The organism is Rhodococcus sp. NPDC057529 (assembly GCF_042802055.1).
Lineage (GTDB): Bacteria > Actinomycetota > Actinomycetes > Mycobacteriales > Mycobacteriaceae > Rhodococcus_F.
In genome coordinates this window covers 49380-76154 of the sequence record NZ_JBHVEY010000012.1, presented here as the reverse complement: position 1 = coordinate 76154, position 26775 = coordinate 49380, and the positions used below count along the sequence as shown (strand labels likewise).

The 26775-nt window shown below is 68.0% G+C and carries 24 protein-coding genes; 10 read left to right on the top strand and 14 right to left on the bottom strand.

From position 1 onward, the window contains the following. Positions 1 to 44 precede the first annotated feature (44 nt). The 4 genes from ACFU5V_RS23860 (at position 45) to ACFU5V_RS23845 (ending at position 4743) form a co-directional block, all read left to right on the top strand. Complete coding sequence (locus tag ACFU5V_RS23860) at positions 45 to 1385, top strand: MFS transporter (RefSeq protein ID WP_378702432.1); 1341 nt, start codon at positions 45 to 47, stop codon at positions 1383 to 1385. 169 nt (positions 1386 to 1554) lie between these two features. Further along, complete coding sequence (locus ACFU5V_RS23855; protein ID WP_378434035.1) at positions 1555 to 2451, top strand: dihydrodipicolinate synthase family protein; 897 nt, start codon at positions 1555 to 1557, stop codon at positions 2449 to 2451. 91 nt (positions 2452 to 2542) lie between these two features. Then, a complete protein-coding gene (locus ACFU5V_RS23850; RefSeq protein ID WP_378702430.1) occupies positions 2543 to 3661 on the top strand; it encodes a 1-aminocyclopropane-1-carboxylate deaminase/D-cysteine desulfhydrase in 1119 nt (372 codons plus the stop codon). Positions 3662 to 3708: 47 nt separating this feature from the next. Next, positions 3709 to 4743: a proline racemase family protein gene (locus ACFU5V_RS23845; RefSeq protein WP_378702428.1), complete on the top strand. Its 1035-nt coding sequence runs from the start codon at positions 3709 to 3711 to the stop codon at positions 4741 to 4743. A 345-nt stretch (positions 4744 to 5088) separates the two neighbouring features. Here ACFU5V_RS23845 and ACFU5V_RS23840 read toward each other — a convergent pair whose 3' ends face one another. Genes ACFU5V_RS23840 through ACFU5V_RS23820 form a run of 5 tightly spaced genes read right to left on the bottom strand, consistent with a single transcriptional unit; the run spans position 5089 to position 11038 of the window. Then, positions 5089 to 6795, bottom strand: coding sequence for an ABC transporter substrate-binding protein (locus ACFU5V_RS23840; RefSeq protein WP_378702426.1), 1707 nt, complete (start codon positions 6793 to 6795; stop codon positions 5089 to 5091). Then, the gene (locus tag ACFU5V_RS23835) at positions 6788 to 8404 is read right to left on the bottom strand and encodes a dipeptide ABC transporter ATP-binding protein (RefSeq protein WP_378702424.1); all 1617 of its coding nucleotides are present in this window, start codon (positions 8402 to 8404) and stop codon (positions 6788 to 6790) included. Before ACFU5V_RS23835 ends, ACFU5V_RS23840 begins: the two co-directional genes overlap by 8 nt. After that, on the bottom strand, positions 8401 to 9255 hold the full coding sequence (locus tag ACFU5V_RS23830; RefSeq protein WP_378702422.1) for an ABC transporter permease: 855 nt from the start codon (positions 9253 to 9255) through the stop codon (positions 8401 to 8403). Before ACFU5V_RS23830 ends, ACFU5V_RS23835 begins: the two co-directional genes overlap by 4 nt. Beyond that, positions 9252 to 10199, bottom strand: coding sequence for an ABC transporter permease (locus tag ACFU5V_RS23825; protein ID WP_378702420.1), 948 nt, complete (start codon positions 10197 to 10199; stop codon positions 9252 to 9254). Before ACFU5V_RS23825 ends, ACFU5V_RS23830 begins: the two co-directional genes overlap by 4 nt. Beyond that, on the bottom strand, positions 10196 to 11038 hold the full coding sequence (locus ACFU5V_RS23820; RefSeq protein WP_378702418.1) for a sulfurtransferase: 843 nt from the start codon (positions 11036 to 11038) through the stop codon (positions 10196 to 10198). The genes ACFU5V_RS23825 and ACFU5V_RS23820 overlap by 4 nt, the downstream gene beginning before the upstream one ends. Before the next feature lie 158 nt (positions 11039 to 11196). Between ACFU5V_RS23820 and ACFU5V_RS23815 the strand changes: the two genes are divergently transcribed. From ACFU5V_RS23815 to ACFU5V_RS23805, 3 genes are read left to right on the top strand one after another with little or no spacing between them, the layout of a single operon-like run. Then, entirely contained in the window at positions 11197 to 12045 is an 849-nt protein-coding gene (locus ACFU5V_RS23815) for a sulfurtransferase (RefSeq protein ID WP_378438807.1), read from the top strand. Between the two features lie 13 nt (positions 12046 to 12058). Beyond that, positions 12059 to 13363, top strand: coding sequence for an NtaA/DmoA family FMN-dependent monooxygenase (locus tag ACFU5V_RS23810; protein ID WP_378702415.1), 1305 nt, complete (start codon positions 12059 to 12061; stop codon positions 13361 to 13363). Beyond that, the gene (locus ACFU5V_RS23805) at positions 13360 to 14349 is read left to right on the top strand and encodes an LLM class flavin-dependent oxidoreductase (protein WP_378702413.1); all 990 of its coding nucleotides are present in this window, start codon (positions 13360 to 13362) and stop codon (positions 14347 to 14349) included. The genes ACFU5V_RS23810 and ACFU5V_RS23805 overlap by 4 nt, the downstream gene beginning before the upstream one ends. Before the next feature lie 37 nt (positions 14350 to 14386). On the opposite strand, the gene ACFU5V_RS23800 is transcribed toward ACFU5V_RS23805, so the two are convergent. From ACFU5V_RS23800 to ACFU5V_RS23790, 3 genes are all read right to left on the bottom strand, one after another. Further along, complete coding sequence (locus tag ACFU5V_RS23800; protein ID WP_378702411.1) at positions 14387 to 15745, bottom strand: aminotransferase class I/II-fold pyridoxal phosphate-dependent enzyme; 1359 nt, start codon at positions 15743 to 15745, stop codon at positions 14387 to 14389. 92 nt (positions 15746 to 15837) lie between these two features. Next, complete coding sequence (locus tag ACFU5V_RS23795) at positions 15838 to 16641, bottom strand: MBL fold metallo-hydrolase (RefSeq protein WP_378702409.1); 804 nt, start codon at positions 16639 to 16641, stop codon at positions 15838 to 15840. Positions 16642 to 16652: 11 nt separating this feature from the next. Continuing rightward, the gene (locus ACFU5V_RS23790) at positions 16653 to 17123 is read right to left on the bottom strand and encodes a grhN (RefSeq protein ID WP_378702407.1); all 471 of its coding nucleotides are present in this window, start codon (positions 17121 to 17123) and stop codon (positions 16653 to 16655) included. A gap of 88 nt (positions 17124 to 17211) precedes the next feature. On the opposite strand from ACFU5V_RS23790, the gene ACFU5V_RS23785 reads away from it, so the two are divergent. Next, positions 17212 to 18360, top strand: a complete 1149-nt coding sequence (locus tag ACFU5V_RS23785; protein ID WP_378431466.1) for a LuxR C-terminal-related transcriptional regulator — start codon at positions 17212 to 17214, stop codon at positions 18358 to 18360. 8 nt (positions 18361 to 18368) lie between these two features. Here the strand turns inward: ACFU5V_RS23785 and lexA are convergent, their stop codons facing one another. The 4 genes from lexA to ACFU5V_RS23765 form a co-directional block, all read right to left on the bottom strand. Next, on the bottom strand, positions 18369 to 19031 hold the full coding sequence (gene lexA, locus ACFU5V_RS23780; RefSeq protein ID WP_378702405.1) for a transcriptional repressor LexA: 663 nt from the start codon (positions 19029 to 19031) through the stop codon (positions 18369 to 18371). Between the two features lie 60 nt (positions 19032 to 19091). Beyond that, positions 19092 to 21413 carry an ATP-binding protein gene (locus ACFU5V_RS23775; protein ID WP_378702403.1) on the bottom strand — a complete coding sequence of 774 codons (2322 nt, stop codon included), beginning with the start codon at positions 21411 to 21413 and terminating at the stop codon, positions 19092 to 19094. Between the two features lie 94 nt (positions 21414 to 21507). Beyond that, positions 21508 to 22401 (bottom strand): hypothetical protein, encoded by an 894-nt coding sequence (locus tag ACFU5V_RS23770; RefSeq protein ID WP_378702401.1) that lies wholly within the window; start codon positions 22399 to 22401, stop codon positions 21508 to 21510. 106 nt (positions 22402 to 22507) lie between these two features. Then, on the bottom strand, positions 22508 to 23770 hold the full coding sequence (locus ACFU5V_RS23765; RefSeq protein WP_378702399.1) for a PucR family transcriptional regulator: 1263 nt from the start codon (positions 23768 to 23770) through the stop codon (positions 22508 to 22510). Positions 23771 to 24030: 260 nt separating this feature from the next. On the opposite strand from ACFU5V_RS23765, the gene ACFU5V_RS23760 reads away from it, so the two are divergent. Continuing rightward, positions 24031 to 24882, top strand: coding sequence for an SDR family oxidoreductase (locus tag ACFU5V_RS23760; protein WP_378702397.1), 852 nt, complete (start codon positions 24031 to 24033; stop codon positions 24880 to 24882). A gap of 136 nt (positions 24883 to 25018) precedes the next feature. Beyond that, positions 25019 to 25345, top strand: coding sequence for a hypothetical protein (locus ACFU5V_RS23755; RefSeq protein ID WP_378702395.1), 327 nt, complete (start codon positions 25019 to 25021; stop codon positions 25343 to 25345). Between the two features lie 25 nt (positions 25346 to 25370). Here ACFU5V_RS23755 and ACFU5V_RS23750 read toward each other — a convergent pair whose 3' ends face one another. Both ACFU5V_RS23750 and ACFU5V_RS23745 read right to left on the bottom strand, forming a co-directional pair. Continuing rightward, positions 25371 to 26606 carry an RNA polymerase sigma factor gene (locus ACFU5V_RS23750; RefSeq protein WP_378702698.1) on the bottom strand — a complete coding sequence of 412 codons (1236 nt, stop codon included), beginning with the start codon at positions 26604 to 26606 and terminating at the stop codon, positions 25371 to 25373. After that, positions 26603 to 26698: a hypothetical protein gene (locus ACFU5V_RS23745; RefSeq protein WP_378702696.1), complete on the bottom strand. Its 96-nt coding sequence runs from the start codon at positions 26696 to 26698 to the stop codon at positions 26603 to 26605. The genes ACFU5V_RS23750 and ACFU5V_RS23745 overlap by 4 nt, the downstream gene beginning before the upstream one ends. Between the last annotated feature and the right edge of the window lie 77 nt (positions 26699 to 26775).

The following is a 26775-nucleotide window of genomic DNA, read 5'->3' as shown; positions in this document are numbered from 1 at the left end:
CACTACAACTTGTGCGGGTGCCCACGAATCGATCGGAAGCATCCATGACAGAACACCAGGGCCATCTGCACGGCTCGGAGATGCGTCGAGCCATCACCGCGGCGGCCATCGGAAACTTCATCACCTGGTTCGACTTCGCGGCGTACGGGTTCCTCGCCGTACTCCTGGGGCAGATCTTCTTCCCCTCCGAAAACCCGGCAACCAGCCTGCTGGCGACCTTCGCCGCATTCGGGGTCGCCTTCCTGATGAATCCGATCGGCGGATTCGTCTTCGGCCGTCTCGGCGACAAGGTGGGCCGCAAGAAGATCCTGGCCACCGTCATCATCTTGATGTCGCTGTCCACCTTCGCGGTCGGCCTGCTGCCCGGGTACGCCTCCATCGGCATCGCCGCGCCCGTCCTGCTGGTGGCCCTGCGCATCCTGCAGGGCTTCGCCGCCGGTGGCGAACCCGGCGGTGCCGCCACGTTCCTCGTCGAGTCCGCCGCACGGGGACGACGGGCACGCACGGTGAGCTTCTGGCACTGCTCGAGCTATCTCGCCAACGCCGCCGCCTCGATCCTCGTCCTGAGCCTGAACGCGGCCCTGAGCGACGACGCGATGTTCGCCTGGGGCTGGCGGATACCGTTCCTGATCGCCGGTCCACTCGGACTGGTGGGCCTCTACATCCGGCTCAAGCTCAGCGACACAGCGGAATTCGAGCGCCTGCAGGCGTCCGGCGAGGTGAGCGAGTCGCCCATCAAGGACGCCCTCGACACCAGTAGGCGCCAGATCGTGCAAGTCATCGGCTGCATCGCCTTCCAGGCCGCCGCCTTCTATTTCATCTTCGTGTACATGGAGACCTACCTGCAGGCCGAGGTCGGGTTCTCGTTCGGCATGGCGTCTGCGTCGACGGTCACCTGCCTGGTGTCGGCGGCGGTGGCGATCTTCGTCTTCGCCGGCTTCTCGGACCGCTTCGGCCGCAAGCCGGTCATCATCCTCGGCGCGGTGTCGAGCACACTCATCGTCTTCCCCGCCTTCGTGGCGTTCGCCACCGGCAACGTCGCCGCCATCATGGTCGCCCACGCCGCCATGGGTGTGTGCCTGGCCATGTTCATGTCGGCCTCCGGCGCCGCGATGGTGGAGATCTTCCCCTCGCGGGTGCGCTACGCCGGCTTCTCCATCGGCTTCAACATCTCCGTCGCGCTCTTCGGTGGCACCGCACCGTACGTGGCGACCTGGCTGATCTCCGCCACCGGCAGCCCGGTGTCCCCCTCGGTGATCCTGATCGTCACCGGGGTGACCGCGATCGTCGCCGCCGCCATGCTCCACGAAACCGCCGGACGCAAGACCGACGCGGTCATCGCCGCACGTCCGGCGGAGTACGACCCGGTCCGGATCGGCGAATGAGAAACCCGAACCCTTGACAAGCATCGCGCACGCCAGATAAATTTCTATCGTTCACTTGTCGACAATCGTCAATCTACGACGGTCGAGGAGACGAGCGAGACCCGGGACATCGACTCGGAGAATCCACGGCCCGCGAGTGGCCGACCCACCACGACACAAGGACACGAACATGACCAAGAAGCTGGGTGGCATCCTCGCTGCCGTTTCCACTCCCTTCGCCGCCGACGGCTCCGTCGACGAAGGCGCGCTGCGCAACCACGTCGACTTCCTGATCGACAACGGCCTGCACGGTCTCGTCCCCGGCGGCAGCACCGGCGAGTTCGCGGCACTGTCCCTCGACGAGCGCAAACTCGTCAACAAGGTCGTCATCGACCAGGCCGCAGGCCGGGTGCCCGTCGCCCCGCAAACCGGCTCCACCCGCACCGCGGACGCGATCGAACTGTCCAAGCACGCCGCCGACGCCGGAGCGGACGCGGTCCTGCTGGTCCAGCCCTTCTACGAGGCACCCACCCGCCATGAGGTGATCGAGTACTTCGCCACCGTCGGTGAGGCCGCGAACATCCCCGTCATCGCCTACAACCTGCCCGGTGTCACCGGAATGAACCTCGACCGCCCGTTCTACCGCGAACTGCTGGGGCGCACCGACGCCGTGAAGTACATCAAGGACACCTCCGGCTCGATCGAGCAGGCGTTCGACCTCATCTTCAACCTCGGTGACGCCATCGACACGTTCGTCGGCTGGGACACCATCGTGCTGCCCGCCTTCTCCGCCGGTGCCGCCGGATCCATCTGGGGTGCACCGAACTTCGCGCCGAAGGAGACGGTGGCGATCTACGAACTCGCCAAGGCCGGCAAGTACACCGAGGCCCTCGAGATCTTCAAGCGTCTGTGGAACGTCCTCGACTTCCTGGGCAAGGAAGGCTACGCCGTGGCCACCAAGGCCGCCGCACAGGCCGTGGGCGTCGACCTCGGTGTCCCCCGCGCACCCTACGGCGAACTGCCCGCGGACAAGAAGGAAGAGCTCACCAAGCTGATCGCCGAGACCGGCCTGAACTACGCCAAGTAGACCGGCCCTCACCGACTGTCGGCGATGTCGGCCCGCAGCGGCCGGCATCGCCGACCCGAATCGCACGCGTTCGAAAGGAGCGACCCTTCCCATGACACGCGCGCAGAGGCCGGTGGCGAACGTCTCCGTCACCGATCCCGTCTCGTACCTGACGCCCTGCATCGCCGACGCCCGCGCCCGAGAGATCCTCGCGCGGCGGTGGCGGTGCAGGATCAGGCTCACCACCACCCCGACACCGCTGCACCTGCTGCCGAACTTCTCCGAACGCCTGGGCCGCGAGGTCTGGATCAAGCGGGACGATCTGACCGGTTTCGCGACCGGCGGCAACAAGTCCCGGAAGCTGGAGCTGATTCTCGCCGATGCGATGAACGCCCGCGCTACCAGTCTGGTCACCGTCGGGGCGCAGCAGTCCAACCATGCCCGCACTGTGGCGGCGGCCGCGACCGCGGCGGGCATCGACGCCCACCTGATCCTGGGTGGCCGGGCCCCGCACCGGCCCAGCGGCAACCTGCTGCTCGACGACTTGTTCGGCGCGAAAACCCATTTCGTCGACGACCTCGACTGGACAGCGATGACTGAGCACGCCCGGCAGCTGTGTGCCCGGCTGCGGGATCAGGGCAACCGCAGCAAGCGCCCGTACCTCGTTCCCGCCGGCGGCAGCACCAGCGCGGGAGTACTCGCCTACGCCGCAGCCTTCCTCGAGATCCACCACCAACTCGAACTCGTCGACCGCACCGAAGCCACCATCGTGCACGCCTCCTCGACCGGCGGCACCCAGGCCGGGCTCGAACTCGGTGCCGCACTGCTCGGCGCCCCGGCGAACATCGTCGGCGTCGACGTCGCGCAGATCCACGCCGACCTCGGCGGACGGGTCCGGGACCTGGTGGCCGCCACCGCGGAACTCGGATTCGCCCCGCCCGCAGTGACCCCGACCGTGTTCGACGAATACCTCGGTCCCGGATACGCACTCGCCTCGAACCGGTCGCAGGCAGCGATGACCGAACTGGCCCGCGACGAGGGCATCGTGACCGACCCGGTGTACACGGCGAAGGCCGTCGCCGCACTGTCCGACCCCCGCCTGACCGGGCCCATCGTGTTCCTGCACACCGGCGGTGTGCCGGCGATGTTCGCCGACGACGCCGCTGCCGCATACCCGGCTGTGCAACGCTCGAAGGGAAGGCCGCTCGTCGCGGCACAGAACAATTACTGACACTGCTTCGATGAACGCCATCGAAGCGCATCCGATCGGAGGAAGTCGTGCGGTGGAGCCGAGTCGTCAACGTGGTCAAGTGTCACGTGGGTGGAGAAATCAACAACGTCGTGACCGGCGGGATCGGTGACGTTCCCGGCGCCACGGTGTTCGAGAAGATGAAGCACTTCCGGGACAACCAGGACGAACTGCGGCAACTGCTGCTGCACGAACCCCGCGGTGCAGTCACCCACTGCGTCAACTACATCGTCCCGGCCACCGATCCGCAGGCCCAACTCGGCTACGTCATCGCCGAGTCGACCGAGTATCCGGCCATGTCGGGCAGCAACACGATGTGTGTCGCGACGGCACTGCTCGAGACCGGGATGATCCCCATGGTCGAACCCGTCACCGACCTCGTCCTCGAGGCACCCGCCGGGCTCATCCGCATCCGGTGCACCTGCGAGAACGGCAAGGTCACCGGCGTCGAATTCGAAAACCAGCCCGCGTTCGCCTATGCGGTCGACGTACCGCTCGAACTCGACGGATACGGCACCCTCACCGTCGACGTCGCCTGGGGCGGCATGGCGTACGTACTCGCCGACGCCGAGGCCCTCGGCCTGAAGTTGGTTCCCGACGAGGCCCGCGACCTCTGCGAACTCGGACAGAAACTGAAAACTGCGGCAGCCGAGCAAATTCCGGCCCAGCACCCCACCAACCCCGAGTTCGCCGGCATCACCCAGACCGAATTCGTCGGTCCTCTGTCTCGCCACGAGGGCGTCCTGACCGCCCGTAACGCGGTCGTGGTCTCGCCGGGACGCCTGGATCGCTCGCCCTGCGGCACCGGCACGTCCGCCCGTCTCGCGGTCCTGAAGGCGAAAGGCCTGATCGAGGTGGGTGAGACCTTCGTCCACGAATCCGTGATCGGCAGCCGATTCACCAGCCGCATCGACCGGCTCACCACCGTGGGCGACTACGAGGCCGTCGTACCCCGCGTCACCGGGCAGGCCTACATCACCGAACTCAGCCAGGTCGGCCTCGACCCCGCCGACCCCTTCCCCACCGGCTACACACTGTCCGACAACTGGCCGACCGGACACTGACCATGTGAGTGGGAAAGTGTGCCGGGACACGCTTTCCCACTCACATGGGGATTTGACGGTCGCGCATCGAGCAGTCGTCTGACGTCCCGGCCGGCACGCGCTCTCCGGAGATGATGACCGATGCCCGCGCCCACGGGCAGTCGTCATCGAGGAGCCCCTCCTCGAGGCGCGTGCGCTCGGCGTCGAGGCAGTCGCTCCCCCGAATGTCGCGCAGGGCAGCAGCACCCTGTCGTCGTGCCCTGTCTGTGCCGGCCAGGATACCGAGGAACCCACGGGACACGGTGCGATATCCGCCATGCGAACCGAGTCGCTCACCAATCCGTTGCGGGCGTATCGATTCCGCTCTCAGTTGACCGCGATGTCGTATGCCCAGGCGTTGACGGTGTTGCGGGGAGCGTCGAAGAGAGTGGTGAGGTTGTGGACGTCGGAGGTCGCGGCGACGCTGTTGCGGTCTGTGAACAGTGGCAACGCGACGGCGTTGTCGAGGAGGAATTCCGTCACCTTGTCGAACAGGCCTGCTCGTGTGGTGTCGTCTGTCGCCTTGGTGGCCTGCACCAGCCACTGGTCGACCTGGGGGTCGGCGAGCTTGGATCCGGCGACGATCGATCCGACGGTGATGCCGTCGATCTGACCGTACTTCAGGTCCGGTGTGGTGGAGCCGAAGGCGCGGTTGAGTTGCAGTGACAGATCGAGTCCGCCGACCTGTCGGGGGAACGCCTCGTAGTCGTTGCGGGCGAGCAGGTCGTACACCAGCGCGTTCTCGACGTATTCGAGTTCCACCTCGGCTCCGAGGTTCTGGCGGATCTCCGCCTGCCACGCCGCGAGAACGTCGTCGAGCGGGTAGGTGGGAATGGTGGCCAGGAGCCGGACCTTCAGTCGGGATCCGCCGGCGTCGGTGCGGTAGCCGTCACCGTCGCGGCCGGTCCAGCCGGCGTCGTCGAGCAGCGAGTTGGCCTGGTCGATGTCGGCGGGGTAGGTGTCGTCGTGGCGGGGATCGAAGTATTTGCTGTCCGGGGATAGCAGGCTCCACGCTCTGTCCTGCGTGTCTTTGGTGACATTCTCGATCAGCGCCGAGAGGTCGACACCGCGGACGAGTGCACGCCGCACCCGGACGTCCTGCGTCGGCCCGTGGGTGAGGTTGAACATGATCACGGTCGTCGATGCGGCGGAACCGGTCTGCTCGTAGTGGAATCCGTCGACGCCGTCGAAGAGGCCGATGTCGGTGGCCTTGACGGTGCCGATGGCGTCGACTTCGCCGCTGCGCAGAAGCCCTGCGCGGGTGGAGGCTTCGGGTAGGTACTTCACGACGAGTCGATCGACGTACGCGGCACCCTGATGTGTCGCGGTCGCCGGACCCCAGTGGTAGTCGGGGTTCTTCCGGAAGGTGATCTCCTGTCCTTGGACCACCTTGTCGAGCATGAACGGGCCGGAGCCGACGAATCCCTCACCGCTGGTGAGCTTCGCGTTGTCGGCGCGAAGGGTGCTGGGTGCGACGATCGCGCCGCTGAGGCCGCCGAGCGTGGAGAGGAAGTCCGCTCGGGGCGTGCTCAGGGTGATCCGCACGGCGTACGGGTCGACGACGTCGACGGCGGAGACACTCGAATACTGCAGCAGTCCCAGCACGGTCCAGGCCGGGTAGTCCGGGCTGCGCAGCGCATCGATGTTGGCTTTGACCGCTTCGGCGTCGAACTTCTCGCCGTTGTGGAAGGTGACGTCGTCGCGGAGTTGAAAGTCGTAGGTCAGGCCGTCCGGTGAGATGGTCCACGAGGTGGCGAGCCACGGGTGGAACTGTTCCTCGGCGTCCTCCGAGACGAGACTGTCGTACGAGTTGCGCAGGACCTGCGAGGCCTCGAACGCGGCGCCGTAGTGGGGGCTCAGGCCACGGCTGGGATAGCTGTCGAGGGCGACGGTGAACGTGCCGCCGTCGGCCGGCGCCGTCGTGGGGCCACCGCCGCCGCTGCCGGGCTCCGGGTCGGAGGCACAGGCGGCTGTTCCGGCGATGAGGATCGCGGTGGCGGCCAGTGACAGGGCTCGTATCAGTTGTCTACGCAACGGGTTCGTCTTTCTCGAGATGGGGTGTTCCCAGAGTCGGGACGGCGTCCAGGAGGCGCCGGGTGTAGGGCGAGGTGGGAGCGCCGAATACGGTGTCGGTGCTTCCGTGTTCGACGATGCGGCCCTGGTCGAGGACGACCAGGTTGTGGCAGAGCCGCCGCACCACCGCGAGGTCGTGCGAAATGAAAAGGAAAGCTGCATCGGTTGTCTCGGCCAGCTCGGCGAGTAGGTCGAGGATCTGCGCCTGGACGGTGATGTCCAGTGCGGACACCGGTTCGTCGCACACCACCAGGCGTGGCCGGGATCCCAGCGCGCGAGCGATGTTGACGCGTTGCCGTTGCCCGCCCGACAGTTCGCGGGGGTGCCGGTGGGCGGTGTCCGCGCCGAGGTGGACGGCGTCGAGCAATTGCCTCACCCGCCCGTTCCGGTCCGGTGCGGGCGTGACGGTGGCAACGGATTCGGCGACGATCTCGCCGACCCGGAAGCGGGGATCGAACGAGGCGACCGAATCCTGCGCCACGAGCGCTATGCGTCCGGGTCGGCGGGTGCCGGCGGTGAGCGGTGCCCCGTCGAAGGTCATCGTGCCCGCGTCCGGTGTGATCAGCCCCGTGACGATCTTCGCCACGGTGGACTTGCCGGAGCCGGATTCGCCGACCACCCCGAGCACCTCGCCGCTGTGCACGCGAAAGGAGACGTCGTCGACGGCTGTCACGGTGGAACCGAGAACCCGGTAGTTCTTAATCAGGCCGTGGGCGGCGAGCACGGCCGAAGTGGCTGCCCGTCCGGTACGCTGCGCGGTGCCGCGGGGCACGGCGGCGAGGAGTTCGCGGGTGTAATCGGCGGCCGGGTGGTCGATGACCCGACGTACCGGTCCCTGCTCGACCACCCGCCCCGCCTGCATCACGATGACCCGGTCGGCCACCGCGGAGACCACCGCGAGGTCGTGACTGACCAGGATCATCGCGCGGCCGCCCCGGACCTGTTCGACGAGCAGGTCGAGCACCTGGGCCTGCACGGTGACGTCGAGCGCCGTGGTCGGTTCGTCGGCGAGCAGGATCTGCGGGTCGCCCGCCAGCGCGGAGGCGATGAGCGCGCGCTGACGTTGCCCTCCCGACAACTGGAAGGACCTCTGCCTGCGTGTAATCTGCGGATCCGCGATACCGACCGAGGCCAGGAATTCCTCGACGGCGCGGGCCCGATGTGCCCGCGGCACAGAGCGTTCGAGTGACTCGGCAACCTCCTGGCCGATGGTGCGCAACGGGTCGAGGGCGGTGAGCGCATCCTGCAGCACGAGTCCGATACGCCGCCCGCGTATCGTGCGCCACTGTCGCTCGGTCCGGTGCAGCGCCGATTCGCCGAGGATGTCGAACCGGTCCGCCCGGACCGTCGCGCCCGGCCCGGCGAGGCCGACGAGGCTGCGGGTGGTCACCGACTTGCCGGAGCCGGATTCGCCTACGATCGCGAGGATTTCGCCGTGGTGGAGCGAGAAACTCACGCCGTCGACGACGGGCGCGGCCGAGGCGCCGAAGCGGACCTGGAGATTCTCGACCCTGATGAGCGGATCCGTTGCGGTGTCGATTCCGGTACGGACGATCTCGGACAGCGTCATTGGGCCCTCCGCCGTTCGAATCGGTGCTGGCCGGCGCGACCGAGCACGGTGGTGGCGATGACCGTCGCCGTGATCGCCAGCCCGGGAAAGGCCACCGACCACCAGGCGATGCGCAGATCGTCACGTGCCTCGGAGAGCATCGCTCCCCACTCCGGGGACGGGGGTTGCGGTCCGAGACCGATGAAGCTCAGCGCCGCGGCACCGAGGATGCTGGTCCCGATGCCGAGGGTGATCAGCAGCGGCAGCGGTCCGAGTGCGTTGGGAAGTATGTGACGCAACACGATCCGTGTGCGGGAGGTGCTGAGGAGACCGGCCTGGGCGACGTACTCGCTGTGGTCGACTCGGCGCGCCTCCGCGCGAACGACCCGGGCGTAGCGGGGCGCCGTCGCGATGCCGATGGCGAAGATCAGGTTCGTGGTCCCCTTGTCGAGCAGCGTGATCAGAACGAGGGCGAGCAGGATCTCGGGAAACGCGCCCATGAGGTCGACGACGCGGGACAGCACACTGTCGACGACACGGTTGCCGAGTCCGGCGGCCAGCCCGAGGACGATCCCGACGAGCACCGCCAGCAGTGTGGCCGCGGTGCCGATGAGCAGCGACAGCCGCGCACCGTGCACCACGCGGGTGAAGACGTCACGGCCGAGCTGATCGGTACCGAAGAGGTGCTGGAGCGACGGCGCGGAGTGGGCGAGCGCCAGGTCGGTGCGCAGTGGGTCGCCGGGGGCGACGAGCGTGGGCCACAGGACCACGACGACGCAGAAGATCAGGAAGGCGGACGCGACGAGCCGCCCGCCGGCCGGAATCCGCGCTGTCAGAGTGCGTGGGCGGTGGGCAAGGGCGGGAGCGGTCACCGGGTCACCTCTCGTAGGCGTGGGTCGATCCACAGGTAGGCGATGTCCACCAGCACCGAGACCGTCAGGTAGATGGCGGCGGCGAACAGGGCGACGGCGAGGACGACCGGCAGGTCCTTGTAGGTGACCGCCTCCACGGTCGCCCGGCCGATGCCGGCTCTACCGAATACCTCTTCCACGACAACGGTTCCGGTGATCAGGCTGCTGACCGCCCACCCCGCGAGGGTTGCCGCGGGGATCATCGCGTGCCGGAGTCCGTGTGTGAGGCGGATACCGATTTCACCGGTGCCGCGTGCTCGCGCCGTCAGCGCGTGGGGCTGTTCGAGGGCACGCTCGATGCCCTCCCTGACAACCTGGGAGAGCACCGCGGAGATCGGCAGAGTAAGAGTGAGACCGGGCAGGATCAGTCGCTGCAGCTCGTTTCCCGACGTCACGGGGAAGATGCGGAGACCGAAGGCGAAGACCGCGATGAGAATCAGCCCGATCCAGAAGGTGGGGGCGGATGCCAGCGCCAGTTCCACAGTGCCGACGAGGCGGGCGAGGACGTGGCGCCGGCCCGCCGTGAGGACCGCGAGGATCGGCGCGAGCACCGCGGTGGCCACCAGCACGAACCCTGCCAGCTGGGCGCTGGTGGTCAACTGCTCGCCGAACAGGATCTGCGCGACCGGCTCTCCCCGGACGTACGAGTAGCCGAGGTCGCCGTGCAGCAGTCTCCCGAGGTAGCTCAGGTACTGCTCCACGAGCGGCCGGTCCAGACCCCAGTCGCGCTCGACCTGCGCGCGCAGCGCGGGATCGCTCGATTCGCCGAGGATCGCGGTGACCGGATCGCCGGCACTGACGTGTACCGCGAGGAACGCCAGCGTCACCGCCGCCGACATCAGTGCGAGCGCCGAAAGCACCACCCCGCCGATGTGCCGGACCACGAGGCGCTGTTGCAGTGTCACCGCTCCACCGGGGCGCCGACGATGCTGCCCCATTCCGTCCAGGATCCGTCGTAGACGCGGACCCGGGAGTCGCCGAGCAGGTCTTCGAACACCAACCAGCCCAACGATGCCCGGTGCGAAAGCCTGCAGTAGAAGATCAGTTCGCCGGCGTCGGCGAGGTCGAGATTCTCGATGCGTTCGCGCAATTCGGGCACCGGGAGGACGCGCTCGTCCTCGTCGAGGAGTGTGCGGATGTGCAGGCTTCGCGCCCCCGGGATCCGGCCGTGCCGCTGCGCACCGTGGTCGATCGGCTCACCGACCGGCGAGACACGATGGCCGGCATACTCCTCCGGCGATCTCAGGTCGACGATCGGTGTCCCCGAATCGATCGCGGCGAGCACGTCCTCCCGCCCGACGACCACCTCCCGATAGCGCGGCGCGACGATCGGCAGTCGAGCGCCGGCAGTGTTCCCGGGCGTGGATCCGCCGGTCGTCGCCGGTTCCGCCACGCGCCAGGCGCCGACGCCTCCGTCGAGGTACTTCAGCGTGCCCCCCACCCCCTGCGCCGCGGACACCCACAGCGCGTAGGCGGCGAACTGCGGGGGGTCGCCGGCGAAGACCACGGTCGACGACGAGTGGGCCCCGAGCGCATGGAGGCGGTCGGCGAGGGTGTCCGCTGACGCGAGCTCGCGACGGTCCCGATGCCACAGCAGGCTCTTCCAGTACACGGTGCTGGCACCGGGGATGGTTCCGGGACCCCCGTCGTGGGCGGGGTCGTCGGTCAGTTCGATCACGACCGTCGACGGATCGGCGAGGTGCGTCGACAGCCATTCGACGTCGACGAATCTGGTTGTTTTCACGTCACTCCTGTTACTTTGCGCCCCGGGCGGAGGCCACAGCATGGGACGATAGTGCGGGATCCGCACCTTTTGGATACATAAGATCTCGGCGAATCGAATTATGTTATCGACAGAGTGTAAACATAAACTGGGTCAGCGAAGTCCCCAACCGAAAGTCGATGGCACCCTTGACCAGCCCCCGCACACACCATCTCGTCTCCGCGGAGACACTGCTCGTCACACCCCCGGGCCAGGTGGTCGTCCTGGACGTCCGGGCAGAAGCAGGCGACCGTTCCGGTCGAGACGCCTACCTGCGGGGCCACATTCCCGGGGCGGTGTTCGTCGATCTCGATGCCGACCTGTCCGGTCCGAGGACTCCGCAGTCCGGCGACCGCCCGCTACCCGAGGCCGGGCCGCTCACCGACGCGGTGCAGGCATGGGGAATCTCACCGGCGAGCACCGTTGTCGTCTACGACGATTCCCGGTCCGCCCCGGCCGGGCGCGCGTGGTGGGTCCTCCGATGGGCCGGACTGACGGACGTCCGCATCCTCGACGGAGGCCTGGCGGCCTGGCGCGGTGCGGGCGGCTCCCTGGAGATCGGTGACGCGCGCCCTCCGCGCGGCACCGCGATCGCCCGTCCCGGCCACCTCCCCGTCGTGACGACGGACCAGATCCCCCCTCTCGCCCGGGCCGGCCGGCTCCTCGACTCCCGCCCCGCCGACCTGTACGACGAGGGCCGCATTCCCGACGCCGTGAGCGCGTCCGTCTTCGGGGACCTCGACAACGCCGGCAGGCTGCGGACCGAACGTGAGCTTCGCGCCAGATACGACGCACTCCACGTCGACGGCACCACACCGACCGCCACCTATTGCGGCAGTGCCGTCGCCGCCGCGTTCCAGGTATTCGTGCTCGCGACCATCGGCGTCGAAGCCTCGCTCTACATCGGCTCGTATTCGGCGTGGACGTCGGATCCGCAGCGCGCCGTCGACCGCGGGACCGACGCCGTCCCCTCTCACCCGACCGCATGAACGAAGGAAAGCCATGGTCTCGTCACCCGAGCACGTAATTCTCAATGCCAACCTCATACCCGGCGGCACGATCGGCAGCCCGTGGCGACGCGCGTCGCAGCCCGGTGAGCACTTCGTGGGAATCGACCACTACGTCGACGTCGCGCGCGCGGCCGAGCGCGGATTCCTCGACGCGGTGTTCCTGGCCGATTCCCCGAATCTGCAGTCGAAGGACTGGAACTCCCCCAGCCGCCTCCTCGATCCGCTCGTCGCACAGGCCGTGATCTCCGCGCACACCGAACACATCGGGTTGATCGCCACCGCCACGACGTCCTACAACGACCCGTACAACCTGGCGCGCCAGTTCGCCAGCCTCTCCGCCGTGTCCCGAGGGCGGGCCGGATGGAACTTCGTGGTCACGGGAGGCGATGCCGCAGCCCGGAACTACTCGTTGAGCGAGGCGTTGCCGAAGCAGGCACGGTATGCCCGGGCGGCGGAGTTCCTCGACGTGGTCTCGGCGCTGTGGGACTCCTGGACACCGGACGCCCTGCACGCCGACAAGACCACGGGCAGCTACCTGGATTCGACGAAGATCTCCGCGATCGACCACGTGGGCGCGACGTTTCGGGTGGCGGGTCCGCTGAAGGCGCCCCCGCTGACGGACGGCCGCCCGATCCTGATCCAGGCAGGTGCCTCCACCCACGGTGTCGAGCTGGGGGCGCGCTACGCCGACGCCGTGTACAGCGCCCACTCCACGGCCGAGTCGGCGCTCACCCGGCGACAGGAACTGCGGGACCAGGCCGCGTCCGCCGGCCGGGACCCGAACTCGATCAAGCTGCTTCCAGGCCTGATCGTGGTGCTCGCCGACACCGAAACCACTGCACTGCAACGGGAAAAAGAGCTGACCGACCTCATTCCCGACGAGGTGCAGGCATACAACCTCGGGGCCCGGCTCGGTGTCGACGCCGGGGAACTCGAACTCGACGCGCCGTTTCCCTGGCACCTGGTTCCCCCCGACGAGGCGGCACCCGGTGCACGCGGCCAGCTGTCGGTGTTCCTCGAGTACGTGCGCACCCAGGCCCTCGATACCCGTGGTGCCGCGCGCCTGCTCGCCGCGGGCAGCGGCCACGCCAAGATCGTGGGCTCCCCCGAACAGGTCGCGGACTTCATCGAAGCCTGGTTCCGTTCGGGCTCGTGCGACGGTTTCAACGTGATGATGGACGAGCTCCCCTCGGGGCTCGACACGTTCGTCGACCACGTGGTCCCACTCCTGCAGCGCCGCGGCCTGTTCCGCACCGAATACCGGTCCACCACCCTGCGAGGACACTACGGCCTATGACGCTCTCACCGGACCCCACGTGGTCACTCTTCGTCCAGCTGCGCAGCGGTCCACCGGCCGCACTCGTCTACGACCGTGCCCTCACCATCGCCGTCGAGGCCGAGCGACTCGGCTTCCACACGATCTGGTTCGCGACCCGGCACTTCGAGGCCCACCATGCGGCACTGCCGTCGGTGTTTCCGTTCCTCGGTGCCGTCGCGGCCCGCACCACCCGGATCCGATTGGGAACCGGGGTCGTCGCACTGCCGTTCGAGAATCCGGTCCGTCTCGCCGAAGATGCCGCGGTGACCGATCAGCTGGCCGGCGGGCGCCTCGAACTCGGCATCGGGAAGGGGCTGGGATTCGGTCTGTCCGCAAGCTCCTACGCCGGTTTCACCCTCGACCAGAGCGATCGGGAAACGCTGTACACCGAGCGTGCGGCCGCCCTGCACGCCATCCTCGGGACCGGCCGGGTCTCCGACGAGATCGGGCTCTACCCTCCGCCGGGCACGCTTCGGCACCGGGTCTGGCAGTCCACCGGCAACATCGACACCGCACGACTCGCCGCACGGGCAGGCGACGGTCTACTGCCGCACGGAAATTCCGAAGCCAGGGGCGGGGCCGGAGCACGCGACCTGATCGACGCCTACCGCACCGAGTACACCGGCGAGGGCGGCCCTCGTATCGGGTCGACGGTCGCCGTCCTGCCCGGCGACTCCCACCGTGACGCCCTCGACCTGTTCACCACCGACGTCTCGCTGAGCCCGCGCTATTACACGGGCAGCCTGGACGACGGCGATCACCACCGCTACCTCCGGGAGCGCGGCGTCGACGTCGGATCGAGCGCCGAGGTGGCGGCGCGGTTGACTGCGGACGCGCGGGTCCGGTCGGCGACCGAGGTCTTGTTCCACGTCCCGCTCGCGCTCGAACACCCGCGCTATCTGGAATGCCTGCACCGAATCTCGGACGAGATCGCGCCCCGGCTGGTTCCGGTCGTCGCCTCGTAGCGAGCCGCCACCCCGGGCACACCGCGAGCCGGGTCGATCACTCCAGCCTTTCCCGGTGTGTCGACCCGGCCTCCTCGGCGAGCGCGTCCGCGAGTTCGCCGAGGAGGCCGCGATCGTCCGGCAACTGCGGGACCGCGACCCGTAACAGACCGCTCCGCTTCGGCGCCACATGGGATTTGCTGCCGGCGCCGACGACGATTCCCTTGCGGGCCAACTCGATCAACGTTCCCGTCTCGTTCTTGACCTCGACCCAGACGACCAGGCTGTTCGGGCCCGAACGCGCCACCGCGCCACGCTCCGCCAGGGCCGTGACCAATCCGGTGCGCCGCCACTCGTAGCACGCGCGGGCAGTCTCGACGAGCGCCGCGGCGTCCGGGTCCGTGACCAGATGAGCCAATGCGTCCTGCAGGATCCGGCTGTTGGCCGAGATTCCGTGCACCCGGGTATTGATCGCCCGGTCGACCAGTTCGGCGCTGCCGCCGATCACGCACGTCTTGATGTCCATGCCGAATGCCTTGCAGTAACTGCGCACCCGGACCGTCCGCTCGGGGAAGTAGCTGCCCATCGACGGAGCCTGCTCACGGGCGAGGGGACCGACAGCGTCGTCCTCGACGATCCACCCGCCGTAGGCAGCGGCTTCGAGTGTGCCGGCGAGTTCGTGTGCGCGCGCGGATGTCAGCGTGCCGGCCGCCGAATACGCCCCTTCCGGTTGCAGCACGACGACGGCGGGCTCGCGGGCGAGCGCCGCGGCCAGGGATGCGGCGACGGCGCCGTCCTCGTCCGATTCGACTCCGACCACCGAAAACCCGACCTCGGTCAAGGTGTCGAGGAAACCGGGCATCACCGGTTCCTCGACGGCGATCAGCGCTCCCGCCGGCGCGGCCGCCTCCACGGCGAGCAGCAGACCCTCCGAGCCGCCGCCAGCCGCGACGAACGCCTCTGCCTCGAAGGGCCACCCCTCGACGACCACCTCACGCAGACGGTCGGTGATGTATGCCCGCCCGGGCCGATTGATCTGATCGGTCTGCAGTCCCGCCAGCATCGCGGTGGCCAGGTCGGGCTGGAGTGCGTAGTCGGGGCTGCTGGTGAGCAGATCGCGATCCGACCAAGACACTGCGCCACCGCGCAGGGACTCGAGCTGCGCGACCACGGTGCCACCGCGCCGGTTGGTCTCGATCAGGCCGTCGCGGCGCAGGCCGCTCCAGGCGGCCACCACGGCGCGGGTGCTCAGCCCCGACCGTTGTGCCAGGTCCCGGATCGTCGGCAGCCGGGTTCCCGACACCAGCGAGCCCTCGCGGATGAGTCGAGCGACCACCGCCTGCGCCGCACCGGCCGTGCGGGAGTCCGCGGCGTGCAGTGCCTCGACCAGAACGTCCTCCGCCGGTGGCGTCGTCATAGGCGGTGCCATTCGCTCATCTTCCCATTATGTACCTGTCCCGTCGACCTTTGTTTACACGAGGTCGGCAACATTATTAGTGGGCGGGATTGTCAGTGGGCGGGTTCGAAGCCCGCCAGCATCTGTTCGAGTGCCGCCTGGTCGGGCCCGACGAAGGGATCGGCCTGCGGGGCCGCGGCGAGCATCTCGAGGTATTCGGCGGTGCGCCCCTCCGCGGGCGGCAGGTGAGTGCCGAGTATTCGCCGGGGGTTCAGATCCCGCAACGTCGACACTGTGGCCGAGAATTTCGCTTCGTCCACCGAGTGCACCCAGGGACTGTCCACGGTGGCCCACAGGTGCTGGGCGGCGCGGACCACGCCCGGAACGCAGTAGCCGACGTCGTCGGCGGTGGCGAGTTCGGCGGTCTCCATCGGGGCCCCGAAGCAGTCGGACGAGAAGTAGGACCCGCTGCGGTCGTCGTAGCAGCCGACCGTGCTCGGATTGTCGAACAGCGGCGGGCGCAGCGCGGTCAGCCGGCGATCGCCGACGTCGAGGGATTGTCCCGGGTTGAGCAGGTACACCCGGTCCAACGGGACGGGCCGTTCACACGACATGATGCCCATCGCGGCGAAGGTGGTGATCAGGCGCGCGTGCGGCGCCTGATCGAGCAAGTCGAACAGTGCGCCGGTGTGATCGCGGTCCGGGTGGGTCAACCACACCCATTCGACGTCGGCAGGGTCGAGCACGGTTCCGAGTGCGTCCATGAACCCGCGGCCGGGCAGACTCAGTCCGGTGTCGATGACGACGGGCTCAGCGGCCAGCAGAACGTAGGCGTTCACCGGCAGATGCCCTATTCCGGGCACTTCCAATGCATCGGCGAGAACCGCGATGTCGTTCCGTATTCTGTTGATACGCATGAGATTTCTCCTCACTGATCATAGTCGACGCGGATCAACGACCTGGCGATCCCGGCCAGGTCGGCTGCGGAGGGGACGTATCCACGGGAAACCTTCAGACCCAGTTCGAACGGCGAGGCCCCGTTGTCGAGAGCCGCCCGGAACGCTTTGCCGGCTTCGGCGGGCGTGACGTCGAGCAGCAGGGCACGGCCCCGTCGGACGCGGCCGCATCGGGTCACCGTCACCGCCGCACCACCGACGAAGTTGAACCGCCACGGCCGCTCGGTGAAGATCAGCGTCTCACCGTCGACGTCGTGAAGGCACACCGGCACACGCAGGGTGCGGCCGGTCCGGCGCCCGGTGAACTCGATCAATCCCTGGCGTCGGATTCGCCGGCCCGACCATCGGGTCGTGAGCACACGCCGCACCACCGGATTCACGAGCCGCATCAGTGCGGGCGGCGGCGGGCTCAGACGTACGGTCGCGGTTTCGGATGTGGACATGTCACCGACGCTATGCGCGGCGCGGCAGGGGCACCATTCCACAAATGTGGTATTCCCGGCGACCGATCCGGACTCGTACCATTGACGGGTGAGCGTGGATTCGGTGCGGTGCGCGGCGGACAAGATCGCACAGTTGTGCGCCGCGCCGCGCGGCCTGATCGCGTTGTGGCAGGACGCGTCCGAAGTCGTTGCCGGGGTGGTTCCCTACTTCTGGACCCCCTGCTGGTTCACACTCGATCCGGTGTCGTTGCTGATGACCAGCCATTACCACCTCGGCATGGACGAGTTCCCCGGCGAATGGCTGGCCGCCGAGTACTACGAGGACGACGTCCAGTCGGTACCCGGTGTGATGCGTTCGGCCACTGGACTTTCCACCCTGCACGATGCCGCCGGGGGTGATCCGTCGCACAGCCCGCGCTGGCGCCGGAACCGCACGCTCGGCGGAGATCAGGAGTTGATCGCCCGCCTCCGCACCCGCTCGGGCGAGACCTGGGGAGCGCTGTCCCTCTACCGCGCCGAAGGCATGCCGATGTTCACCGAATCCGAGAAGTCCTTTCTCGCAGAGATTTCGCCGGTTCTGGCCGGCGGCGCCCGCCGCGCACTGCTGTGCGGGCAGGCCGCGGAACCGGAGTACTCCGATTCGCCGGGACTGATCGTGCTCGACGACCAGTGGGACGTCGAATCGGCCACGCCGGGTGTCGACCGGTGGATGGCGGACCTCCCCGGCGGAAACTGGGACCGCGGCGAGCTGCCGCCCGCGGTGATCACCCTCGCCGCCCGTGCGCTGCGCTCGGCAGAAGACCGCGATCACCTCGGCGAGGTCGCGCTCTCCCGGGTGCTCTCACGCTCGGGATCCTGGGTGGTGCTTCACGGTGCGTGCCTCTCCTCCACGGGGCGACGGCGGATCGCCGTGATCGTCGAACCCGCGCATCCGAGTCGGCTCCATCCCCTGTTGATGTCCGCGTACGGACTTACCGAGCGGGAGAAGGAGGTCACCACCCTCGTGCTGCAGGGGGCGTCGACGTCGCAGATCTCGACCGAGCTTTCCGTGTCCGCGCACACCGTCCAGCAACACCTCAAGAGCATCTTCGACAAGACCGGTGTGCACAGCCGACGAGACCTGGTCGGCACGGTGTTCTTCCACCACTACGAACCACGGTTCCGTGACAACGAGTCGCGTGTGCTCGCCGACCGGCCGCTCCGGGGCGGGCCGTGGCCGACGGATCGTCGCCGCTGAGAGCGTCCTCAGATCCGCCGCATCACGGAGACCACCTTGCCCAGGACGACTGCTTCGTCGCCGTCGATGACGGTGTAGGCAGGGTTGCGGGGCTCGAGGAAGACGTGGCCGTCGCGGCGCCGGAGCACCTTCACCGTGGCCTCGCCGTCGATCATCGCGGCGACGATCTCACCGGAATGGGCCTCGTCCTGGCGGCGCACCACGACGACGTCGCCGTCGCAGATCGCGGCGTCGATCATCGACTCGCCGCGCACCCGTAGCCCGAACACCGTGCCGGAGCCGACGAGTTCACGAGGGAGCGTCAGCATCTCGTCGGCGTGCTCCTCCGCGAGGATCGGCGCGCCGGCGGCGATATCGCCGACCACCGGCACCGTCACGTTGTTGTCGGACGAGCGTCCCTGCTTCGAATCGGACAGGAACGGGCGCACGTCCAATTGCCGAGCCATGGCCGCGCCCCGCTGGAGAAAACCCTTCTCCTCGAGACTCTTCAGGTGCTTGGACACCGACGACGTCGACCGCAGGCCCACCGCATCCCCGATCTGCCGGGTGCTCGGCGAGCAGCCGTGTGCCGCCACCCAGTCCCGGATCGTGGCCAGAATCAGCTGCTGGCGCGATGGCAGGGTGGAGGCGTCGAGGCCACCGAACATGTCGAGATCGTCGTAATCGGTCACCCGGAGAATCGTAGGGGGTGCCGACAGACCCTTCGGCAGGGTGTAGGCGTGCGACCAGCGTTACTCGCCGCGCTTCTGCTCGATGCTCCACGCCGCGATCTGCGCACGGGAGTTGAAGCCCAGTTTGGACAGGATGTGTTCCACATGCCCCTGCGCGGTGCGTTGCGAGATGACCAGCCTGGCCGCGATCGCCTTGTTCGTCAGGCCTTCGGCGACGAGTTCGGCGACCTCGTGCTCGCGGCGGGTGAGACTGGTGGACCCCGGCGCGGCCGAGCTGTCGGAAGGTCCCGCCTCCTCGAGCGCATACGCCGCGGCATCGTCGAACCGCGTTCCGAGGCCCTGGCGGAACTCCGCCTCGAACCCGCGGTCACCGATCGCTTTCCTCGCCTCCTGCTCGAACCGGACGTGCTCGAGGTGTGCGTTCGGGAAAATCGTGCTCTGACTCCCCACCGTGCGGGCAAGGGCCTCGGTGGCTCCCATCAACCTGGCCGCGCGTCGCGGCGCCCCGTCGTCCACCGCGATCCACGACAGAAGTTCCAGGCACCCCATCGCACTGATGCGGTCGTCCACCAGCCGCGCGAGCTGCAACCCCCGCGTCACCAGATCCTTCGCACGGGGCCCCTCGCCCCGCCGCCACGCCCCCATCGCCGCACCCCACAGCGACCACCCCCGGTACACGGATTCGCCCCGCGACTCGGTGACCGCCAGGATCTCCCGCTGACACTCCTCACTCCGAGCACGGTCTCCGGCGGCGTCACCGGCCAGCGCGAGCCCGAGCAGCGACCACATCAGATACAGCGGGTTGCCGTCCTCCCGGAACACCGGGAGCGAGGATTCGAAATACTCGCACGCTGCCGCGGACTGGCCGGTGAACAGGGCATGCCAACCCGCGGCATCGGCCATCAGCGCCCCGCCGAGACGATCACCGAGCTCCTCCGCCATCGCGGCCCCACGCTCGGCATACAGCGCCGACGCGTCCGGATCGCCGTTGAGCCCGGACAGCGCGCTGAGCACGTACAACGCCTTGATCCGCTCCACATCGGCCGTGCCGCCCCGAACCGCCAGAAGCTGCGCGAGCCACCGCATGCCTTCCCGCAGCCGGCCCCGCACCCGCCAATACGGGTACAACGCCGTCGCCATCCGCAGCCCCGCACCCGCCTCGGTCGGTCCGGTCAGGCAGAACTGCAGCGCCGCACGGACATTCGGCAGTTCCGCGTCCAGACGCACCAGCCAGCCCACCTGCCGCGAGCTGATCCATTCGGCCTCCGCCCGCAGCACCAGGTGTTCGTACCAGTCCCGGTGCCGTCGCAGCAGCGATGCGAACTCCCCGGTCTCCTGCAACCGTTCCGTACCGTAATCACGCAACGTCTCGAGCAGCCGGTACCGCACCGCTCCACCGGCCTCTTCCCGAATAAGAATCGATTTGTCGATCAACGACCCCACCACATCGACCACCTGGTCCGCCGCCGAGGTGTGGGCGCAGATGCCTTCGACGGCGTCGAGCGCGAAACTGCCGAAGAAGACCGCCAGCCGGCCCCACAACTCCCGCTCGGCGGGCGAGCACAACTCGTGACTCCAGTCGATACACCAGGCCAGGGTCTGCTGCCGGACCGGCGCGCCACGACTGCCCGTGGTCAGCAGACCGTACCGGTCCGTCAGCCGGCGCAGGATCTGATCCTCCGACATCGCTCGCAGCCGGACCGCCGCCAGTTCGATCGCGAGGGGCAGACCGTCCAGGCGACGGCAGATCCTCGCCACCACATCCTCGTTGCTCTCGGTGATGGCGAAGCCCGGGACCGCCATCGCCGCGCGTTCGGCGAACAGGTTCATCGACTCGTAGTGGTCGAAATCGCCACCGGCCCGGGCCTCGCGGTGGGGGTCCGGCATGGTCAGGGGTGGCACCCGAAACACCGCTTCTCCCCCGATGCCGAGAGGTTCCCGGCTGGTCGCGAGCACCCGAAGTTCCGGGCACGCGCGGAGGAGTGGGCGGGCCAGGTCGGCGGCCGGTTCGACGAGATGCTCACAGTTGTCCAGCACGAGCAGCAGCTTCCGCGGTTCGAGATACTCGGCGAGCAGTGCCTCGGGTGCGGCGCTCGCCCCCTCGCGCAGCCCCAACGCCGACAGCGCCGCGTCGACGACCGCACCCGGTTCGTACACCTCGCCCAACTCGACCAGCCACACACCGTCCTCGAACGCGCGCGAAGAATCGGCGGCGACGCGGAGCGCGAGCCTGGTCTTCCCGACACCCCCGATGCCGGTCAACGTCACGAGCCTCGACACCGACAGCAGACGGCGAACCTCGCCGACCTCACGGCGACGGCCGACGAAACTCGTCAGCTCGTGCGGAAGGTTTCCCGCATTCGTCCTGTCACCGGGAGCCATGAAGCCGTCACTTTCATCTCACGCGCGCCTCCGACCAAGGTACCTCCACAAAATCCGGTTTCGCAGCGGCGCGATGGGTCGCGGCCCGCCGACATCACTGAAAGTAGGACGCATAGTCGCTGAACGGAACCTGACCGGTGGGGCTCGCCCGGACGGCGTCGGCAACCGCCGCAGGAATGGGAGCCCAGTAGGCGGGCATCGCGGCCGCCAGAGAAGGCTGCAAGATGTAGAGCAGCGCGAAGTTCACTATCCACAGCGGCGGCGCCATCGACATGCCGACCTCCGCGCTCACACCGCCCTTGGTGTTGGTCACCAGTTGAGCCGCACCTGAAATCTGTTGCGCTGCAAAGCCATAGGCCGCTTGCACGGTGTACGCCGACTCGTACAGCGCTATCAGGGTGTGTGTCGCACCGTTGTTCCTCAGCCAGGTGCCGACGAAACCGCCGGGAGCGATCAACGAGTTCACCTGCCGCGTCGGCGCGTCCGCGTTGGCCGGACTTTCCAGCAGTCCACCGGGGTTCACGTAGAGCCCGTAGCTGGCCAGAACCGACGGCGTGGTGCGGCCGTCGACGTCGGAATAGAGGGGGCGGTCGTTCGTGTTGGTGAGGATCCGGGCGCACGCATCGATCACCTCGGCGGCGTCGCTGCTGCCGCCGACTCCGCCGCCGGTGATGAGGTCGCGATACTGCTGCTCGGACAGCGCGTCGGACCGGTCGAGCCCGATCCGACCGGCGATCTCGTCCGCCACCTGCTGACCGAGCGGCGCGTTGAGCTGACCCGCGCCGGTCACCTGCGTCGGCGCCAGGTGCTCGTAGCCGGGTGCCCCGGAAAAGGGAACCGCGAACCCGGTGTCCACGGCCGGGTCACCGCCTGCCGTCCGGGCCGTTGCCAGGGAGAGAAGGCACACCCCCACCAGTGCCAGTACCGAGAACATCCGGCGGTGGGGGGTTGCTCCGCGTCGATGTTCCGCCGAACCTGTGCCGCGCATACGTCAACCTCCCAGAACTCCATCCGGCGAGATAACTCATGATCAGTCAAACGTCGCGGCTGACGCCGTGTCAAGACGCGAGTCACCCGCCGCGGTGCCGGGCGGCTCAGTCCGGGATCAGGACCGCGGGTCCCAGCCATTGGCACACGAGCAGTGCGAGTTCGACGTCCAGGCGATCTCCGGAGAAGTCCTTGCCCCGAACTTCGGCTGCCCGCTTCACGCGGTACTTCACCGAGTTGTGGTGCAGATCAAGCTCTTTCCCTGCAGCGACGTTGCTCAGGTTGTGGGCGAGATAGACCCGCAGGGTCTCGCGCAACCTGGCCGAGTTCTCGTTGTCGGCGGCGAGTCCGTGCAGAACACCGCGCACCCAGGCGCGGGCGGCCCCCAGATCCTCGATCAGCAGGGCAACCGTCGGTACTCCGGGTTCGTCGTATGCGGTCACGAGCGGTGCGCTCTGCCCCGCCGCAATGGCCACGGCTCGCGCACGTTGTGCTTGACCGTGGGACTGCCGGAAACCGTCGATTCCTCCGGCCGCGGCACCGAGCGCCACGACCAGCCCGGGATGCCGCCGCTCGAGGAAGTCGCACATGTCCTCCCGCGCCCGCTCGACGCGGGATCGTGAGCCGAGTGGAATCCACACCCAGCCGGTCACTCGGTCAGCGGCCACGAACAGCGGGTCGGCTACCGCGCCCACTTGGCTCGCGAAATCGTGTGCAGCAGATTCGATTCGGGACAGCATGTCGCCCGAGTCGGAGTCCGAGCTCCAGAAGATCGCGGCCAGGTGACTCTGCTGCAGCACATAACCCAGGGCGGCGCCTGCATCGGGAGGTGCGTTGCCCGCCAGAATCTCCTGAACACGCACGGCCCGGACGCTGCTCCGATGAGCGAGCCACCGTTCCCTTTCGCGCTCGTATACGGCCACGACCTGCTGTGACACTCTGTCGATGTAGACCGACATCACCGTGATGATGCGTTCGAGCACCGGCATGCTGAGTTCCGGCTGCACCGACGCTGCACGCAACTCTTCGAAGACCAGTCCGAGCAGATTGGTTTGCCCCAGCCGGTATGCGCGAACCAGCGCGTTGACGGGGACACCGTGCTGGGCGAGCCTTCTCGCGTACTCCACGGCCGCGGCCGGCGCGTCCAGATCCTGGGGAGCGATGTTGTGCTGCAGGGTGTGGAAGATGGTGTCGAGGTTGCCCTCCACGCTCGCTCCCAGCAGATCGAACAACTGTCGATCTGCCCGCAGATCCGGGATCTCCGCGTAGAGCACGCCGGTGATGTCGGCGGTCAGAGACACCAGCCGCTGGTTGAGCGAACGCGCGATCCCGGCAACGAGCAGTGACACTTGTTCCTCGTTCGATGCCATAGAAAGACAATAACTATCTTCGGCACCGATGGACGACGAATCCCCCAACGCTCATCTCAGGCGTTTCCTACCTGGATATTTGCGAATCGGGGACCCTTTTTCCCCGACGCCCGCCTTCGCCACGATTTGTCTCCTCCGGACAAATAGGCGAGCATTCTTGATTCCTCCGGGACGTCGTCACAGGTGCAGGAGTTCCCTATCGTGGAGTCGTTCGGTCACCCCCACTCCTCACAGGCCGTCACAGACGAAGGAATTCAACCTTGAACGACCCCAACAGCTTCCGAGGAACAACCACGGTCATGTCCGGAGGGAGCCGCGGCATCGGCCTCGCGATCGCGCGCGCACTCGCCGAACGGGGCGGGAACCTCGTCCTGCTGGCGAAGACCGACACCCCCGATCCCCGACTGCCGGGAACCATCCACACCGCGGTCGCCGAGTTGACCGAACTCGGCGGACACGCCCTGCCCGCGGTGGGAGACGTCCGCAATGACGACGACATCGCGCGGGCCGTCGATCTCGCCGTCGACCGCTTCGGCGGCATCGACATCGTGATCAACAACGCGAGCGTGCTCGACCTGTCACCGACCGAAGACCTCACACTCAAACGTTTCGATCTGATGCAGCAGGTCAACGTTCGGGGGACCTTCGCGTTGACTCGCGCCTGCCTGCCGTATCTTCAGAAGTCCGCCAACCCGCACGTGATGACGTTGTCACCGCCCCTGAACCTGTCACAGCAGTGGCTGGGCGCGCACCCGGGCTACATGCTGGCCAAGTACGGAATGACGTTGGCAGCGTTGGGCATCGCAGCCGAATACCGGAACACGAACCTGTCCAGTAACTGCCTGTGGCCGCAGACCACGATCGCCACCGCGGCAGTCGGCAATCTGCTCGGCGGCCGGCAGAGCCTGCACCACTCGCGGTCACCCGAGATCATGGCCGACGCGGCCATCGAACTCCTCAGCCGCCCGGCCGGCACCGACAACGGCAGGACCCTCCTCGACGTCGAGGTCCTCGCCGAGGCCGGGGTATCCGACTTCGCGAACTACGGCGGTGAGCACCCACTGACCGTCGACATCTTCGTCGATGGACCGGATCTCGCACACCACTTGTGAGACCGACACACAGCCGAGGCATGTTACTTAGCAAAAAGAGCTAGCACTCACGCGGCATGAGTGCTAATTTCTTGGTGGGGTCTACGTCACAGACCGAGCCCGCAGACCCGATGCGCCAACCGTACGAAGGAGGATCATGACCGCCGCCGTCCCTCACTGCCCCCGTGCCGACAACTGCATGTCTTCCTCCCTCGACACCAACGAGACAGGGCAACAACACGGTTCACGGTTGGCCGCCGTCTCGATCGCATTGGGGGCCGTCTCCGTTGCGTCCTTCTGGGTGGTCGGACTCGGCTTCGTCCTGGGAATAGCCGCGGTCGTCTGCGGCGCTTTCGCAACGTCGCGGTCCGCGGATGCCGACGACGAGGCAGCATCGTTGCGGGCGCTGTTGGGCGTCGTCGCCGGGGCAGCGGGCATCACCGTCTCCGCGATCGCCCTCTTCCCCATGCTGGCGCAATCGTGAACACGATCGCCAGGATCGGTGGGCGCTACCGCAGTTGGTCGCGGCGCCGGGTCAGGTAGGCAGTCTCCGCGGTGTTGCCCGCCAGAACGATGGCTTTGTCGTAGGCGGCGCGTGACTGCTCACCACGACCCAGCCGGCGGAGCAGGTCGGCGCGGGTGGCGTGGTAGGCGTGATAGCCGGCCAACGTGTCCTCGAGACGGTCGACGGTTGCCAATGCCACCTCCGGGCCGTCGAGTTCGGCGACCGCGACGGCCCGGTTGAGGGCGATGATCGGCGAGGGGTCGATGCGGACCAGTTGGTCGTAGAGGGCGAGGATCTGCGACCAGTCGGTGTCGCGCATGTCGCGGGCCGAGGTGTGGACGGCGTTGATCGCGGCGAGGATCTGGTAGCGGCCCGGAGCCACCCCGGCGGCGGCAGCGGCCAGGCGCTCGCGCACCAGCCGGTGCCCCTCGGCGATCAGTGCCGCGTCCCAGGCCCCGCGGTCCTGCTCGTCGAGAGCGACCAGTTCGCCGCTCGCCGACACCCGGGCGGTGCGACGGCCCTCGGTGAGGAGCATCAGCGCCAGCAACCCGGCCACCTCCCCATCGTCGGGGAGCAGGTCCCGGATCAGGCGGGTGAGCCGGATCGCCTCGGCGGTCAGGTCGTCACGGATCGGATCGGTGTCGGGGCCGGTGGTCAGGTAGCCCTCGTTGAACACGAGGAACAGCACAGCGAGGACACCGGACACCCGTGCGGGGAGATCGTCGGCGGACGGCACTCGATAGGGGATGCGCGCCGCCTTGATCTTGTCCTTCGCTCGGGTGATCCGCCGCCCCATCGCACTCTCGGTCACCAGGAACGCGCGGGCGATTTCGGGCACGGTCAGACCGCCGACCAGGCGCAACGTCAGCGCCGCGCGGGTTTCCATCGCCAGCGCCGGGTGACAGCAGGTGAAGATCAGCCGGAGCCGGTCGTCGTCGATGGCGCCGAGCGGCTCCGGCGGGTCGTCGTCGTGCACCACCTGAGCCTCCCTGTGCTTGTCGTCGCGCTTGTTCTCGCGTCGGATCCGGTCGATGGCCTTGTGGTTGGCGGTGGTGGTGAGCCAGGCGCCGGGGTTGGGGGGTACACCGTCGGCCGGCCACCGCTCGACGGCGATCGCGAACGCCTCGGCGGCCGCGTCCTCGGCGATGTCGAGGTCGCCGAACCGCCTGGTCAGGGCGGCGACTACCCGGGCCCACTCCTCGTGGTGAGCCCGGGTGATCGCCTCGCGGGCGTCGCTCAGTGAAACGGCCGCACCTCGATCTTGCGATCGCAGATCTTCGACGCCTCGGTGGCGAGCGCGAGCGCCACATCCAGATCGGGGGCCTCCCACACCCAGACGCCGGCAAGGTACTCCTTCGACTCCACGAACGGCCCGTCGCTGAATACCGGTCGCTCACCCCGGTTGTCGA